This is a genomic window from Martinezella dioscoreae (genome assembly GCF_009176305.1).
GTDB lineage: Bacteria > Pseudomonadota > Alphaproteobacteria > Rhizobiales > Rhizobiaceae > Rhizobium > Rhizobium dioscoreae.
In genome coordinates this window covers 1042335-1055729 of the sequence record NZ_BLAJ01000001.1, presented here as the reverse complement: position 1 = coordinate 1055729, position 13395 = coordinate 1042335, and the positions used below count along the sequence as shown (strand labels likewise).

General features: G+C 61.4%; 12 protein-coding genes. 3 read left to right on the top strand and 9 right to left on the bottom strand.

Annotated features, from left to right (window positions below; genetic code table 11):
- Positions 1–7 precede the first annotated feature (7 nt).
- From cbiB to GDN47_RS05080, 6 genes are all read right to left on the bottom strand, one after another.
- Entirely contained in the window at positions 8–988 is a 981-nt protein-coding gene (gene cbiB, locus GDN47_RS05105) for an adenosylcobinamide-phosphate synthase CbiB (RefSeq protein WP_113333038.1), read from the bottom strand.
- On the bottom strand, positions 985–1983 hold the full coding sequence (gene cobD, locus GDN47_RS05100; RefSeq protein ID WP_152092716.1) for a threonine-phosphate decarboxylase CobD: 999 nt from the start codon (positions 1981–1983) through the stop codon (positions 985–987). The genes cbiB and cobD overlap by 4 nt, the downstream gene beginning before the upstream one ends.
- The gene (locus GDN47_RS05095; protein WP_152092715.1) at positions 1980–3287 is read right to left on the bottom strand and encodes a cobyrinic acid a,c-diamide synthase CobB; all 1308 of its coding nucleotides are present in this window, start codon (positions 3285–3287) and stop codon (positions 1980–1982) included. The genes cobD and GDN47_RS05095 overlap by 4 nt, the downstream gene beginning before the upstream one ends.
- Positions 3284–4132 (bottom strand): uroporphyrinogen-III C-methyltransferase, encoded by an 849-nt coding sequence (gene cobA / locus GDN47_RS05090; protein WP_152092714.1) that lies wholly within the window; start codon positions 4130–4132, stop codon positions 3284–3286. Before cobA ends, GDN47_RS05095 begins: the two co-directional genes overlap by 4 nt.
- A gap of 285 nt (positions 4133–4417) precedes the next feature.
- On the bottom strand, positions 4418–5377 hold the full coding sequence (locus GDN47_RS05085) for a nucleoside hydrolase (protein WP_113333034.1): 960 nt from the start codon (positions 5375–5377) through the stop codon (positions 4418–4420).
- A gap of 163 nt (positions 5378–5540) precedes the next feature.
- Entirely contained in the window at positions 5541–5945 is a 405-nt protein-coding gene (locus GDN47_RS05080) for a cobalamin biosynthesis protein (protein WP_152092713.1), read from the bottom strand.
- Positions 5946–6093: 148 nt separating this feature from the next.
- Between GDN47_RS05080 and GDN47_RS05075 the strand changes: the two genes are divergently transcribed.
- From GDN47_RS05075 to GDN47_RS05065, 3 genes are all read left to right on the top strand, one after another.
- Complete coding sequence (locus GDN47_RS05075; protein ID WP_145317059.1) at positions 6094–6879, top strand: TSUP family transporter; 786 nt, start codon at positions 6094–6096, stop codon at positions 6877–6879.
- A gap of 101 nt (positions 6880–6980) precedes the next feature.
- Positions 6981–7346, top strand: coding sequence for a nuclear transport factor 2 family protein (locus GDN47_RS05070; RefSeq protein ID WP_152092712.1), 366 nt, complete (start codon positions 6981–6983; stop codon positions 7344–7346).
- Positions 7343–8146: a helix-turn-helix domain-containing protein gene (locus tag GDN47_RS05065; RefSeq protein ID WP_152092711.1), complete on the top strand. Its 804-nt coding sequence runs from the start codon at positions 7343–7345 to the stop codon at positions 8144–8146. The genes GDN47_RS05070 and GDN47_RS05065 overlap by 4 nt, the downstream gene beginning before the upstream one ends.
- 13 nt (positions 8147–8159) lie before the next feature.
- Here the strand turns inward: GDN47_RS05065 and cobO are convergent, their stop codons facing one another.
- Genes cobO through cobN form a run of 3 tightly spaced genes read right to left on the bottom strand, consistent with a single transcriptional unit; the run spans position 8160 to position 13386 of the window.
- Positions 8160–8804, bottom strand: a complete 645-nt coding sequence (gene cobO, locus GDN47_RS05060) for a cob(I)yrinic acid a,c-diamide adenosyltransferase (protein WP_113333029.1) — start codon at positions 8802–8804, stop codon at positions 8160–8162.
- Entirely contained in the window at positions 8801–9400 is a 600-nt protein-coding gene (locus GDN47_RS05055) for a dimethylsulfonioproprionate lyase family protein (RefSeq protein ID WP_152092710.1), read from the bottom strand. Before GDN47_RS05055 ends, cobO begins: the two co-directional genes overlap by 4 nt.
- Positions 9397–13386 carry a cobaltochelatase subunit CobN gene (cobN, locus tag GDN47_RS05050; protein WP_152092709.1) on the bottom strand — a complete coding sequence of 1330 codons (3990 nt, stop codon included), beginning with the start codon at positions 13384–13386 and terminating at the stop codon, positions 9397–9399. Before cobN ends, GDN47_RS05055 begins: the two co-directional genes overlap by 4 nt.
- Positions 13387–13395 lie beyond the last annotated feature (9 nt).

Genomic DNA, 13395 nt, shown 5'->3' with positions numbered 1-13395 from the left:
GGGACGCTCACAAGAGCAGCAGGAAACCCAAGAAAGCGAGAAGCGTCAGCATAGTACAGGCGGAATAAAATATGGAAATGCCGGCTTCGATGTCGTTGACCGTAGCAGTGTCGCGGCCGGAGCCGTTGATCATCGGCTCGCGTACGAGCTCACCGCCATAGATTCGCGGACCTGCGAGCTGGATGTCGAGCGCGCCGGCCATAGCCGCCTCGGGCCGGCCGGAGTTGGGCGAGCGGTGCAGCCCGCCATCGCGGACGGCGATGCGGATCGCATTTCCAAGCGCGGAGATGCCACGTTTGATCAGAGCGCCGGCAGCAATCAACAGGATGGAGAGTCTTGCCGCCGGCCAATTGGCGATATCGTCGAGGCGCGCGGCAGCGCGGCCAAAATCGACATAGGTCTCGGATTTGTGGCCGATCATCGAATCGGCAGTGTTGAGCATCTTGTAGAAGAAGAGGCCCGGCAGGCCGAAAACGCCGTACCACAGCGCCGGTGCGACGACACCGTCGGAAAAATTCTCGGCAAGGCTTTCGATGGCCGCACGGCAGATACCCGGCTCATCCAGCGTCTCGGGATCCCGACCGACGATGCGCGACACGGCGAGACGCCCGCCTTCCAGACCATCGGCACGCAATGCCCGCGAAACTTGCTCGACATGATCGGCCAGGCTCTTCTGCGCCATGAAAACCGCCACAAGCCCCGCCTCGACTAGGATGCCGAGCCAGCCGAAGAAGGCGAGAAATCCATGAATGGCCCAGCCGGCGATAACGGCGCCCATGAGCAGTGCGACGATCGACATCAGTCCGTTGCGGCGGCGAAGCACGCCGGGCAGATGCTTTGCATTGAACCGCTGGTCGAAGGATGAAATCGCCTTGCCGAACAGCACGACCGGATGCGGAAAGCGCTGCCACAGCCAGTCGGGATCGCCGACGAGGCGGTCAAGCAACAAGGCCAGGACCAGAATGAGCAAATGTTCGTCGGCGGTCATGTCGAATAATCCTCTAATACCCCGGCGAGTCTTTGATCCGCTTCTTCATCTGGAGCGAGCCCGAAGCGCAGCCAATTGCGGGCGTAATCGAACTTGCGGACCAGAATATGATGACGGCAGAGATGCGTATATATGCCCTCGGCGCGGTCGTCCGCAACCAGTGCAAACAGGGCCGTGCCTCCCGCAATATGCAGGCTCGAGCGGCGAAGAACCGTCTGCAGCGCCGAATGTCGTTGAAGAATGCGGTTTCGGATGGCGCTTGTGTCGCCTTCCATGAGCGACGCGGCAATCGAGAGAGCCGGTCCGGAAACCGCCCATGGACCGAGCCAATCCTCGAAACGGGTTAGGATCGCGGCCTCAGCAATCACGAACCCAAGCCGAAGGCCGGCCAGTCCGAAAAACTTTCCGAACGAACGGAAGATGACGAGGTTGGGCATCGAGGCGGCAAAGGGCGCCACGCTCGCTGCCGGCTCCATATCGCCAAAGGCCTCGTCGACAAGAAGGATCCCACCTTGGCTCCGTAACCTGTCGTGCAAGTCCCGCAACTGCTCAATGGGTAACCTCCGCCCATCAGGATTGTTGGGATTGACGGCAACCACGAGCCTGTCGTCGGCGGTAAGTTCGGCAGGCGTCGAAACCTGGCGGACCTGCAGCCCCGCCAGTGTGAAGGCTCTTGCATATTCGCCATAGGTCGGCGAGAGGATTGCGGCGCTGCCACCGGGCACCAGCCTCGGAAGCAATTGAATGACGGACTGCGTGCCGGGAACCGGCAACGGCAGAATATCGCCGCTCCGGTAATAGTTCCTCGCCGCTTCCCGCGCCCGCTCCTGCAAATGCTGGTCAGGCAGCCTATGCCATGCCGCAACGGGGATTTCCGGCAGCGTCACCGGATTGGGATTGATGCCGGTCGACAGATCCAGCCATTCCTCCGGACGCCCGCCATATTGGCGTGCCGCAGCCGTGATGCCGCCTCCATGGACAATCCTGCTGGTCATGCGGCGTCACCGGCGAGATCGATCAAATGCATGTAGGAGCCGGCAACATTGCCACGCTGCAAGCCAGCGGCACCAAGATCGTTATTGAGCGCATCCCTCACGGCAAACAGACGGTCCGCCTCACCTTCCGATACGATGGTCGAATAATGAAACTCGTGCGCCGTCATCGGCTTGTCGAAGAAGGAGCCGGCAAGCGGCACCACACGCCGATAGCCAAGATGGCGCTGTCGTTTCTCGTAGCTGGTAACAACGGGCAAGAGGCCTAGCATTTCATGGCGCGCACCTGCCGCATCGACAAGCCCCTCACCGAGCACCATATAGCCGCCGCACTCGCCATAGATGCGCACCCCGCGCGCCGCGGCAGTCTTTACGCCCTCTTGGAACCGCTGGGCAGCGGCAAGCTTTCCGGCGTGTAATTCCGGATAGCCGCCCGGCAGATAGACGGCGTCGGCATCGACCGACGGCGCCTCGTCCGCAAGTGGGGAGAAGAAGGAGATTTCGGCGCCGCGCCGCTTCCAGCCAAGCAGCATATGTTCGTAGCAGAAGGCGAAGGCAATATCCCGCGCCACGGCAATGCGCTGGCCGAACGGCATAAGCCGCGCGATATTGGCCGCTGACGTGCGAACGAGATGCTGGTGTGCTGCGCGCAAGAGCAGATCGAAATCGCAGGCTTTCGAGACGACCTCGGCAGCCGCCTCGATAAACTGCTCGAGTGCACCGTGCTCTCCCGCCTGCACAAGACCGAGATGCCTCTCCGGCAATGCCAGGCTGGTATCACTGCGGATAACGGCGACAACAGGCATGCGCACTGCGTCCAACGCCTGGCGCAGCATTTTCTCATGCCTGTCGCTGGCGACGCGATTGAGCACGACGCCGGCAATGCGGATATCGGCCCGGAAATTAGCAAAGCCGCTGACGACCGCTGCAACCGATTGCGACATACGCGAGCAGTCGACGACGAGCACGACGGAAAGGCCAAGCAGGGCGGCAAGATCGGCCGGAGTTCCAGTGCCATCGGCAGCACCGTCGAACAGGCCCATCATCCCCTCGATCACGAGCATCCGTCCGCCGGCACGATGAAGCGCGGCATTGGCGGAAATCAGTTCGGCGCGCATGGCCCAGGGATCGAAGTTGAGACAGGAGGATCCGAGCGCTGCTGCGTGAAAGGCAGGATCGATATAATCCGGCCCGGCCTTGCCGGACGCGACCGCAACATCCCTGTTTCGCAGTGCCCGCAGCAGACCGAGCGTGAATGTGGTCTTGCCGGAGCCTGATGAGGGTGCCGCGATCAGAAGCCCGCTCATGCTGACACCTTGCGTCCGCTTTCCCCCGGGCTTTCAGTTGCTGGCAGCAATATGCGGCCGGAAAGCGCGCCCAGCCAATCGAGCGACGGCCGCAATTTCACCACCTCGCCGACGACGACTATGGCGGGCGGCTCGAGGCCCGAGGCTTCGACATCGTCGGGCGCGCGCCCGAGCGTCGTCTCCAAAACGTGCTGCGAGGATGTCGCGGCATTGCAGACGAAGGCAACAGGTTCGTCCGCCGATCGGCCGGCGGCAATAAGATTCGCGCTGATCTGGGCAATGTGCTTCATCGCCATATACATGACGATAACGGGCGATCCCTTGCCGATCGCGTCCCAATCGATCGCGTCCGGTACGACGCCGGAGGAGTCATGACCAGTCAGGAAGGTGACGGCATGGTTGACGTCGCGATGGGTAACGGGAATGCCGGCATAGGCCAGACCACCGATCCCAGCCGTGATGCCGGGCACGATGCGGAAGGGAATGCCGTGCTGGACAAGCGTCAGCGCTTCCTCGCCGCCGCGCCCGAAAACGAAGGGATCGCCGCCCTTCAAACGCAGAACGCGCTTGCCGGCCCGCGCCAGTTCCACCAGGCGCAGCGAGATATCCCGCTGCTTGGCGGAAGGCTTGCCGCCGCGCTTGCCGGCATATTCCAGCACCGCGCCAGAGCGGGCGAGTTTAAAGCAATCTTCATTGACAAGCGCATCGTGCACAATGACATCCGCCTCGGCCAATCCCTTGGCGGCCAGCAGGGTCAAAAGCCCCGGATCGCCCGGCCCGGCACCGACGAGCCAGACGGACCCCGGCTCCAGGGCCGGCAGATTGGAAAAGGCGGTATCGTTCATCCCATGTGTCCTATGCCCGGATGGGCGAAATTGCAATGTTGAGAACGGGATAAGGCGATCTCCGTTCGACATCGCTCCCATTGCGGACATTACGTCATGCATCTCTTCGACATGAGCGACAGCACGCTATGAGCTTTTCCAACGGCGACAGGACACGGAAAACACGTCGATCGATCACTGCGTCCCGGACTCGATATATCCGGACACTCAGATAGGCTCTTAATAGAACTGGAGAATGGTCTTCAGCGAATTGTGAAGGGGGCGCCATGCCCCCCTTCACGGGGTTTAATGCTTCACCTTGCCCAGAATCACGTCGCGGATCAGGTCGAGAACCTGCTGCGAGCGGATGCCGGTGCAGGCGATCTGGCTCGGCAGATTGTCCCAATCGCCGGGCGGGAAGCGGCGGCCGTCCTGCTTGATAATCGTCTGGCCGTCGGCAATACCGCCGCAGACGACGCGGATCGATCCCTCGATCGTGTCGAACAGCTCTGGTGCCACGACGTAGACGCAAGCGCAGCTATCATGGACCATCATGCCGTCTTCGACCGCATGCTTGTAGAAATCGATGTAGGACTGCGAGAGGTCGGCTAAAAGCTGCACCGAAGGGCCGCCTGCCTTGGCCATATCTGCCAGATAGCCGCGGCTCATGGTCGTCACCGAGGTCACGTCCAGACCGACCACGACGACTTTCCAGGCTGCTGTCATGACGAAATCGGCCGCTTCCGGATCGCCGTGAATATTGGCCTCCGCGACCGGAGAGACATTGCCTGGTACGTAAAAATTGCCGCCCATGATGACGACACCTTTCACGAGCTTGGCGATATCTGGATCATGCTTCAGCGCCAGAGCCAGATTGGTCATGCGGCCGACGGCAACTAGGGTAACCTCCCCCGGATGCGCGCGAACCGTGTCGATGATAAACTGATAGGCTGGCCGGGGATCGGTCGGCAGATCGATCGTGTCAGGCACGTCGATGTCGCCGAGACCGTTATGACCGTGAACCATTGTCGGCCATGGCCGCTCATGCCGCGAAGGATCGAAAGTGACGCTGGCGCCGCGCGCAACCGGGCACGGAATATTCCACTCGCGCTTCAGGAACAGCGCGTTGCGGGTCGTCGTGTCGACCGAAGCATTGCCGAAAACCGTCGTCACGCCAAGAAGGTCGATATTCGGGTGACGATGCAGGAAGAGAAGCGCCATGGCGTCGTCAACGCCCGGATCCGTATCATAAATGACCTTTTGCATGATTTTTCCTTATCAACATACTGAATAAGCTTGATCTTCCGGAAATTTCCTCCCGTCGCGGATCATGCTTGACCCATCGGCATACACGAGAACCGCCGGTGGCGGAATGCCATGACGATGTCCCTATGGAGCATTTGTGAGATTTGCGTGGCGAATTCGCTCTTCAAGCGATCCTGGCGATCGCTGCCGTGGCGAAGCTGGACTTGATCTTGGGCAGCACCAGCTCCGAATCCGAGCCGGCGGCCGCAAGCGCAGCAGCCTCGGCAACACCGTGGCAACCGACATGCGCAAAAACAATCTCGGACGGGTTCTTCAGCCTGGGTGTCTCCCGCTCCAGTGCAGCTGCCTTGAAGAAGCGCGCCGGGAGGCGAAAATGCGTGGCGGTCTCCAGGATCGCCGGTTCATCCATGCGCGTGTCGATCGACACGACGGCCAGAACCTGCTCGCTTACGATCCCAGCCTCCTGAAAGGCTCTTTCCGCAAGCATCCGCACCTCATTCCAGTCCGTGCCGCGCTCGCAGCCAAGACCCAGAAGATAGCGGCGGGTGGAATTGGCGTAGATCGTCATAGTCGCTCCCAACAGCATCGACCGAGATGACAGCTGTAGCGGGCACGTTTCGACGCGTCAATTTCGCCTGATATGCCCTGATAGCAATTGCCTTGCGGCGATCGAAGTGCCAGAAGGCCGTTTAATTCCCGCCTCAGAGTTCCCCACCTTGCCAGACATCACATTTCAACTGCTGCTTTTGCTCTTTGCCGCCGCGTTCTTCGCTGGTTTCGTCGATTCGATCGCCGGCGGCGGTGGGCTGATTACCGTGCCTGCCATGCTGCTGGCCGGTATTCCGCCGCTGCAGACCCTCGGCACGAACAAGGTGCAGTCCATCTGCGGCGCAGCCTCCGCAACGATCGCCTATGCCCGGCAAGGACACGTGCAACTTCGCGAACAGCTTCCGATGGCGGCGATGGCTGTGATCGGAGGCATGCTCGGTGCATTGCTGGCGACCATCATGCCGAGCCAGGTTCTGCGCATCATCCTGCCCTTCCTGCTGATCGCAATTGCGCTCTATTTCGCCCTGAAACCCAATCTCGGCGATATCGAAAAGCATCGGCGCATGAGCGCCGGACTCTTCGGCGTAACGTTCGTGCCGCTGATCGGCTTCTATGACGGCGCCTTCGGCCCTGGAACCGGCTCGTTCCTGATGCTCGCCTTCGTGACTCTCGCCGGCTTCGGCCTCTTGAAGGCGACGGCGCATACGAAGCTGCTCAATTTCGGCTCCAATCTCGGTGGCCTGATCGTCTTCATCTCCTCCGGCGCCATCCTCTGGAAAGTCGGTCTGACGATGGGGCTCGGCCAATTCCTCGGCGCCCAGCTTGGTTCGCGACTCGCCATGCGCATCGGTGCGAAACTGATCAAGCCGCTGCTCGTGATCGTCTGCATAGCCTTTGCGATCAAGCTGCTGGCGGATCCCACCCATCCCGTCAGGATCTGGCTGGGGCTGTAAGAAACGCACCTTTGATTACCTCCGACGTAATTGATAGTGCTTCGGTACGAGCCGATGATCGCCCTGCCTGAACGGTTCAGGCGATCCAAAGGAGTTGACCGATGACTGATGCGAACACCATCGCAGACCGCTATATCGCCGTCTGGAACGAGGCCGATACCGACCGCCGGCGTGCGCTCATCGCCGAGGTATGGACGGAAGACTGCAGCTATGTCGACCCGATGATGCGCGCGCGCAATCGCGAAGAGATTCACGCGCTGGTCACGGCGGCGCACGAGCGCTTCCCGGGCTTTCGCTTCACCCTCCTCACGAACGGCGATCGCTACGGCGACCATCTCCGCTTCTCGTGGGGTTTCGGCCCGGCCGATGCCGAGCCGCTGATCAAGGGCACGGATTTCGCAATTCTAGAAGGCGAACAGCTGAAGTCCGTTCACGGCTTCATCGACCAGCTGCCGGCCGCCGCATGATGAACCCGGCCCGCTCTCTCGGCGACCACCTGCGCGAATGGCGGCAGCGCCGCCGCCTGAGCCAGCTCGAATTCGCCCTTGAAGCCGATATATCGCAACGGCATCTGAGCTTCATCGAGAGCGGGCGGGCGCTTCCAAGCCGCGAGATGCTGATGCATCTCGCCGAACGGCTCGGCGTTCCCTTGCGCGAACGCAATCCGATGCTCCTGGCGGCTGGATTTGCGCCGGTCTTTCCGGAGCGCAAACTGGACGACCCGGCGCTTGCTCCGGCACGCCATGCCATCGACATGCTGCTGAAGGGGCACGAGCCCTTCCCAGCTCTGGCCATCGACCGGCATTGGACGCTGATCGCTGCCAATGCCGCCGTGGCACCATTGCTTGCCGGCGTGACGGATGCCTCGCTGACCGAAGGGCCGATCAATGTCCTGCGGCTGAGCCTGCATCCACATGGCTTGGCGCCGCGGATCGCCAATCTCTCCGAATGGCGTGCGCATCTGCTGGAGCGCCTGCGCCAGCAGATATCGGCAACCGGCGATCCCGTGTTGACAAAACTGCTGGCGGAATTATCCGCCTATCCCGCACCGGCTGCGCCAAAATCGACGGCTCCGGAACGGGATTTCGCCGGCATTGCCGTGCCGCTGGAGCTTGTCACCGATACGGGACATCTCTCGTTTCTATCCACAACGACCGTCTTCGGAACGCCTGTCGATGTCACCCTGTCGGAGCTGGCGATCGAATCCTTCTTTCCCGCAAACCCGCAGACGGCGGAAAAACTGAAGACGATGCTGCCGGGCGGTTGACAGCCGCCCGCGATCAGAACTCGACGCCCGGCTGCCCTTTGATACCCGAGCGGAAAGGATGCTTGATCAATTCCATCTCGGTCACGAGATCGGCAATCTCGATCAGCTCTTCCTTGGCGTTGCGGCCCGTCAAGACGACATGGGTCATGTAAGGCTTTTCGTTCTTGAGGAACTCCAGCACCTCGTTGATGTCGAGGTAATCGTAACGAAGCGCGATATTGATCTCATCCAGCAGCACCATGGAGTTGCGCTCATCGCGGATCAGTTCCTTGGCCTTTTCCCAGGCAGCCGTGGCCGCCGCAACGTCGCGGGCGCGATCCTGCGTCTCCCAGGTAAAGCCTTCACCCATCGTATGGAACTGGCAGAGGTCGGAGAAATGCTTTTCGATCAGGTCGCGCTCGCCGGTCCACATGGCGCCCTTGATGAATTGCACCACCGCGCTCGGCTTTCCATGGGCGATGTGGCGGAAGATCATACCGAAGGCGGAGGAGGATTTTCCCTTGCCCTTACCTGTATGGACAATGATCAAGCCCTTCTCGTCGGTCTTGGTCGCCATGATTTTGTCGCGCGCGGCCTTCTTCTTGGCCATCTTGTCGGCGTGACGGGCATCGTCGTTCTTCGGCACGCCCGCACCGGTTTCGGCCAATTCGTCGCTCATTGCATTCTCCCTGATATTATCGATTTCTGTGCCAGCGGCCCGCCACGCCAGATGTAGAGCGCGACAAGCGGCTGATCTTCCGTGCGCATCGCGTGGCGGATATTCGAGGGGTGATGGATGATCTCACCCGACCAGCGCGGCAGGAACGGTTGGGCATCCTTGCTCCACAGCGAGCCGTCGGTCAGAGGAATATAGATTTCCTCCGCCTCGTGATGATGATCCGGATAGTGCACGCCGGGACCAAGCAAGAGAAAACCGCCGGCCATTTCTTTGTTTGTGAAATGCCCGCGCGTGCCAAAAAGCTCGACCCAGCCGTATCTCTCGAGGAAATCCGCGCCGAAATCGGTGATGCTGTAGGTCTGTGCCCAATGCAATTCGTCCGCGGCTTGAAAGAGCCTGCCAAGCAGCACGCCTTCCGCCCCATCGCGAGACCGATCATGTTTTCGAAGATAATCGACGACGGGCAAGTCCTGCGGCACGAGCAAGCGCTTCTTCATCGACCAGTCGAAGCCTTCAATGAAATGCCGTAGCACTGGATCACTGCGCGATTGCAGATAATCCCGAAAGGCGGTCAGAAGCTCGTCGACCGTACTCATACCGCCGCCTCCCGGCCCTCCTTCAGGCTTTCCAAATCGAACCGCGCCGAATTGCTTCTCGGTGTCCAAAGCTGGCGATCGATCGCCTCGAGCAGACGTTCCCGCATCTCCCTGAGTGCAGCCGGATTCTTCTCTGCCATGAAATCACGCACGCGCTGATCGATAACGAAGGCCTGATAGACGGCCTCGAAATGATGATTGCGGACCGCACCGGTCGTCGCTGCGAAGGCAAAGAGATAATCTACCGTTGCCGCAATTTCGAAGGCGCCCTTGTAGCCATGGCGCATGATGCCCTCGATCCACTTGGAGTTGACGACGCGCCCGCGCACCACCCGACCGATCTCCTCTTCAAGCGAGCGGATTACAGGCTTTTCCGGCCTCGAATGGTCGTTATGATAGATCGAGGGACGCGCGCCGCCAAGCTGCTCGGCCGCGGCTGCCATGCCGCCCTCGAACTGATAATAATCGTCGCTGTCGAGCAGATCGTGCTCGCGATTGTCCTGGTTCTGCACGACCGCCTGGATCGAACGCAAACGCTCTTCGAAGACGCCCCGCTCCGCCCTGCCCTCCTCGCCGGCGCCATAGGCATAGCTGCCCCAGACGAGATAGGCCTCCGCCAGATCCGCGCGCCGCTCCCAGCCTTTCTCATCGATCAGCGCCTGCAGACCAGCTCCATAAGCGCCGGGTTTCGACCCGAAGATGCGATAGCCCGCACGACGACTGGCAGACGCGGTGTCCAACCCGGCGACCTCAAGCCGCGCGATCTCGCCGCGCATACGCGCCGCAATCGGATTATCCGTTGCATCCTCATCGAGCATGCCGACCGCGCGGACTGCCCTATCGAACAAGGCGATCTGCTCGGGAAACGCATCACGGAAAAAGCCGGAGATGCGCAGTGTGACATCGACTCGCGGCCGCCGGAGCATGGCAGGCGGGATGATCTCATAGCCGGTGACGCGGCGTGAGGTCATGTCCCAGACCGGCTTGACACCAATCAACGCCAGCGCCTGCGCGATATCGTCGCCACCCGTGCGCATGTTCGATGTGCCCCAGGCTGTCATGCCGAAGGAAACGGGCCATTCGCCATGATCCTGAACATAGCGGCGGATGAGCAATTCGGCCGATTTCCTGCCGAGCTCGTAGGCAGCCGGCGTCGGAACCGCACGGCTGTCGACCGAATAGAAATTGCGCCCCGTCGGCAGAACATCCGGCCGGCCACGGGTCGGTGCGCCGGATGGGCCGGGAGGTACGAAACGACCGTCGAGGCCTTTGAGCAGAGCTGCGATTTCCGCGTCGCCGCAAGCGAGGATGGAAGGCTGGAGCTTCGAGCCAATCTCGCCGAGAACCATGCGAGTGTTGGGCCAGTTCTCCGGGCAGGCCGTTTCGCCATTCACGAGCTTTGCGGCCAGGAGTTCGATGCGTTCGACGGTATCGCCTTGGGTACGCCAGGAGGCACCCGAGACATCTTGGAGGATTGTGGGACGCGAGCCGGTCCATTCGGCGGCCATGTCGCAATCCAAGGGGTCGAATGGCTTGTTCGGAGGGATACCCCCCTCTGTCAGCTTCGCTGACATCTCCCCCACAAGGGGGGAGATTGGTGGGAGTATGCCGCCCGTCTCTCCTGCCCCTTTATCGACAACATCAGCGGATTCGATCTTGGTTTGATCCGAGGAAGCTCCGCGGACCACCGATCTCCCCCCTTGTGGGGGAGATGTCGCGAAAGCGACAGAGGGGGGTGCCGCACCCTCCCTATGCTCTGCACCCACGAACGCATCTCGAGCAATCGCCCGCTGCAGACTCTGATCGCCACCCTCGCCCAGCCCGCGCGGCACCCTTGCCAGCGCCACCGTCAAATCCGTCAACAACCGCCCAGCGGGCGAGACGCCGAAAATGTGCAACCCATCGCGGATCTGCATTTCCTTGAGGTCGCAGAGATAGGCATCGAGCTTGCGCAAGGCCTCGTCTTCGCCCTCGCCCTTGGCGATGCCGGCATCCTGATCTAGCCCGATATCGGCGACGAGATCGAGGATCTGTTTACGCAGCAGACGGATGCGGCGGGGATCGCCGCCGGAAGCCTCGTAATATTCGTCGACCAGCGCTTCCAGATCCTTCAGCGGGCCATAGCTTTCGGCACGCGTCAGCGGCGGCGTCAGGTGATCGATGATGACGGCGCTCGTGCGGCGCTTGGCCTGCGTGCCCTCGCCGGGATCGTTGACGATGAAGGGATAGAGGTTCGGCAGTGGTCCGAGGATTGCTTCCGGATAGCAATTTTCCGACAGCGCCAACGCCTTGCCCGGCAGCCATTCGAGATTGCCGTGCTTGCCCATGTGAATGACCGCATGCGCATCGAAAGAGCGGCGCAGGAAGGCATAGAAGGCAAGATAGCCGTGCGGCGGCACGAGATCGGGAGAATGGTAGCTCTCCTTCGGATCGATATTGTAGCCGCGCGCCGGCTGGATACCGATAAGCACGTCGCCGAAGCGGGCGAACGGCAGAGCAAAGCCGTCACCAATCGCGTAAGGATCCGCCGCCGGCCCGCCCCAGCGCGCCGTAATCTCATCCTGAATCTGTTTAGGAAGCGACGAGAAGAAATCCTCGTAATCGCTGAAGGAAAGCCTCTCGCGGACCATGCGGCCGTCATGCCCCGAATTTGTCGGCCCTTCCGCTAGGTGCCGCATCAGCGCGTCGCCATCGGCAGGCAGATCGGCAACGCCGTAACCGGCCGCCCGCATCGCCTTCAGCACTTCGATCGTGCCGGCCGGCGTATCGAGCCCGACGCCATTGCCCAGGCGACCATCGCGATTGGGATAGTTCGCCATGACAAGCGCAACACGGCGATCGCCGGGCGGCGTATTGCGCAGCCGCGCCCAATTGGCCGCAAGCCGCGCCGTATAGCGCATGCGATCCTGAAGTGGCTCGCTGGCAACGATATTGGCCTCGACCCTTTCATCATAGCGGGCCGCAGCCTTGAAGGACACGGCGCGGGCGAGAACGCGCCCGTCGACCTCGGGGAGCGCCACGTTCATGCCGAGATCGCGCGCCGAAAGCCCCTGCGAAGATTCCTCCCACGCCTCCTTCGGCGACGCCGAGAAGATGGCTTGCAGAACGACGGCATCGCCCGTTTCCAGCACCGTCGCCTGACGATCTGCACCGGGTGCCGAAACGGCAAAGCCCGTGGCATTGATGACCACGCCCGGTTTCAGCTCGGTAAAGACACTTTCGAGAATACCGACCGACACGGCGTCCTTGAGGCTATAGGCAAAGACCGGCAACGGCCGCATGCCCTCAGCGATAAGCGCCTCTATCATGGCTTCGACAGGTCTGGTTTCACCGCTCTGAACCAACGCCCGATAGAAGGAAATCGCGACGGTCGGAGGTTCGAATCCTGCAGGGATCACCATCTCCGCTTTGGAGACTCTCCGCCACTCTTCGACGCCGATCACGCCCCGCCCCGGCCACCAGATCCCGGCCTTCATCAAGGGTACGGCGGGCATCGGCTTCTCGGCGCCTGAGAGCATCGCCTCGGCATAGGCGAGAAACGCCCGCGAATTCGCCTCGCCGCCCTCGATCAGATAGGACCAGAGCGCATTGAGATCATCGAGTGCGACGTTGGAAAATGGCGTTAGCCCGGGATCGGGTTTCGAATCTCCCGGCAGCACCGCGATCAAGGCACCCTGGCGCGCTGCACAGGCATGCAGCGCTTCCAGCGCATAGTGGAAGTAGCTTGCTCCTCCGAGCGCCCGCACGATGATGAGCTTCGCATGCCGCGCCGTTCTCTCGATATAGGTATCGACGGACATCGGATGCTTGAGGCTCATCAGGCTTGCAAGCCGAAGGGAACGGCCGCCCTCTCCGTGGGCTGCGGCAATAGCCGCAAGCTCGGTATCGGCAGCCGACAGAAAGAGGATATCGCCGGGCGACTGCCCGAGATCGATCGCCTCCTCTCCGTCGCTGATGGTTCCCTTTTGAGCCAGGAGAAGGTGCATGGATTTCCC

What these genes read in the sequence shown, in the direction of transcription:
- cbiB (WP_113333038.1), bottom strand. Translation starts at nt 988, where the DNA reads ATGACCGCCGACGAACATTTGCTCATTCTGGTCCTGGCCTTGTTGCTT.
- cobD (WP_152092716.1), bottom strand. Translation starts at nt 1,983, where the DNA reads ATGACCAGCAGGATTGTCCATGGAGGCGGCATCACGGCTGCGGCACGC.
- GDN47_RS05095 (WP_152092715.1), bottom strand. Translation starts at nt 3,287, where the DNA reads ATGAGCGGGCTTCTGATCGCGGCACCCTCATCAGGCTCCGGCAAGACC.
- cobA (WP_152092714.1), bottom strand. Translation starts at nt 4,132, where the DNA reads ATGAACGATACCGCCTTTTCCAATCTGCCGGCCCTGGAGCCGGGGTCC.
- GDN47_RS05085 (WP_113333034.1), bottom strand. Translation starts at nt 5,377, where the DNA reads ATGCAAAAGGTCATTTATGATACGGATCCGGGCGTTGACGACGCCATG.
- GDN47_RS05080 (WP_152092713.1), bottom strand. Translation starts at nt 5,945, where the DNA reads ATGACGATCTACGCCAATTCCACCCGCCGCTATCTTCTGGGTCTTGGC.
- GDN47_RS05070 (WP_152092712.1), top strand. Translation starts at nt 6,981, where the DNA reads ATGACTGATGCGAACACCATCGCAGACCGCTATATCGCCGTCTGGAAC.
- GDN47_RS05065 (WP_152092711.1), top strand. Translation starts at nt 7,343, where the DNA reads ATGATGAACCCGGCCCGCTCTCTCGGCGACCACCTGCGCGAATGGCGG.
- cobO (WP_113333029.1), bottom strand. Translation starts at nt 8,804, where the DNA reads ATGAGCGACGAATTGGCCGAAACCGGTGCGGGCGTGCCGAAGAACGAC.
- GDN47_RS05055 (WP_152092710.1), bottom strand. Translation starts at nt 9,400, where the DNA reads ATGAGTACGGTCGACGAGCTTCTGACCGCCTTTCGGGATTATCTGCAA.
- cobN (WP_152092709.1), bottom strand. Translation starts at nt 13,386, where the DNA reads ATGCACCTTCTCCTGGCTCAAAAGGGAACCATCAGCGACGGAGAGGAG.